Source organism: Bacillus sp. JJ1127, assembly GCF_036965845.1.
Lineage (GTDB): Bacteria > Bacillota > Bacilli > Bacillales > Bacillaceae_G > Bacillus_A.
This window is the reverse complement of sequence record NZ_JBALQK010000288.1, coordinates 1-1,507: the sequence shown is the minus strand read 5'-3', so window position 1 is coordinate 1,507 and position 1,507 is coordinate 1. Positions and strand designations below refer to the sequence as shown.

2 pseudogenes are annotated in these 1,507 nt (G+C 32.3%); both read left to right on the top strand.

Annotated elements, in window-relative coordinates:
- A pseudogene (locus V7183_RS22760) lies at positions 1–855 on the top strand (hypothetical protein); the annotation flags it as partial.
- Between the two features lie 20 nt (positions 856–875).
- A pseudogene (locus V7183_RS22755) lies at positions 876–1,507 on the top strand (adhesin); the annotation flags it as partial.

The window sequence follows — 1,507 nt, the reverse complement described above, 5'->3', positions numbered from 1 at the left end:
GCGGAAGCGCGTCGGAAAGCCGAGGAGAAAAAGCTTGGAGAAGTAAGAAAACGTCGATTAGAGGAAGAGAAGAAAATAGAAGAAGCTCAAAAGAGACAACAATTAGTAGTAGCCAAAAGAGAATCAGAAAGTGACGAAATTAATTTAAATAAGAAAACAAAGCCATCAAATGAAGTTGATTTTGAACAAGAAAAGAAAATAGAACTTGATAAAAAAGGAATCTTAAATTATATGAAAAAATATAAGTACGCTATTATAGGAGTCGCATCAATTGTTTTAATAGTAGTAGCAGGTTTCGCTTTTAGCACTATGAAGAATTCACAGGCTGCATCTGCAAATAATGTAAATAGTTTAGAAATCAATGCAAATTTAATAAATGGATTAAGGTTATCTGCAGTTCAAAAATATCAAGATGCTGCACTGGAATTTGATAAAGTAGATTATAAAGAGCTAGGAAAAGAAGATAAAAAGGCGGTTTTATTTACTTATCTATTAAGCGGTAAAGCACAAAAAGCTATTGACTTAGAACAAGATTTTGCAGAATCAGTAGTTTCATATTACTTAGCTGTAGATAATTTAAAAAAAGTAAAACAACTGAAAACTAAAAATCCACTAATTAATTTTGAAATTGCTGCATTAGATGACAAACATGAAGAAGTTATTAAATTAAAAGATCGAGTGCCACTAGATGGTAGAAGAGAAGGAATAATTGTTAATAGTTATTTGAAATTAAATAAATCTGAGGAAGCTAAAAAATTTGCTCAAAAAGTAGGGAATAAGGATTTACTCGAAAAAATCAATAATTCTGCACCTAATAGTTCTGCTACATCTGTAGCAACTAAAAGTGTTGGTTAAGTAATGGGGAGGAATTGATTATGCCTTTAGATTATTCGAAAATTTTCAAGAAAGTTTTACTCGCAACTACCGCTACTACCTTAAGTGTCGGGGTAGTTACAGGCTGCTCGCTGTTTTCTTCAGACGAAAAGAGTAGCAAAACAGCATCAGTATCTAAAAAGAAAAAAGAGAGTGAAAAAGAAAAGAAGAAAGATGAAAAACCAGATGAAAGTAAGAATGAAACAACTGAAAATTTAAATGCCAATGACTTTGATGAAATCATTGATAATGCAAAACATAGCTCGGATCAAAATTTAGCCGGAATCATTGAAAATAACAAAACCAAAAAGAAATTTGATGATTTAACAGATTCAATTGCAACTGCGGCTATAAATTCAGATCGAAACCTAGCATCAGTTATTGATGGTGATAAATCAAACAATCGTTTTTCTGATTTGAATACTTCTATAGCATCAGCAACAAACACTCCTTCTGTTTCAGAAAATAAGGATAGTAAAAATTTTGTATTTGGTGACGATCTAAACATCAATGATGGAGTAGCTATTGCTGATAATTCAATACCTCCAGTTAGTAATGATAAAAAGCCACCAACCACTGGTGACTCCAGTGGTGGAGAAGCGAAGCCTCCAACAGGTGGCGATGGTAATAATGG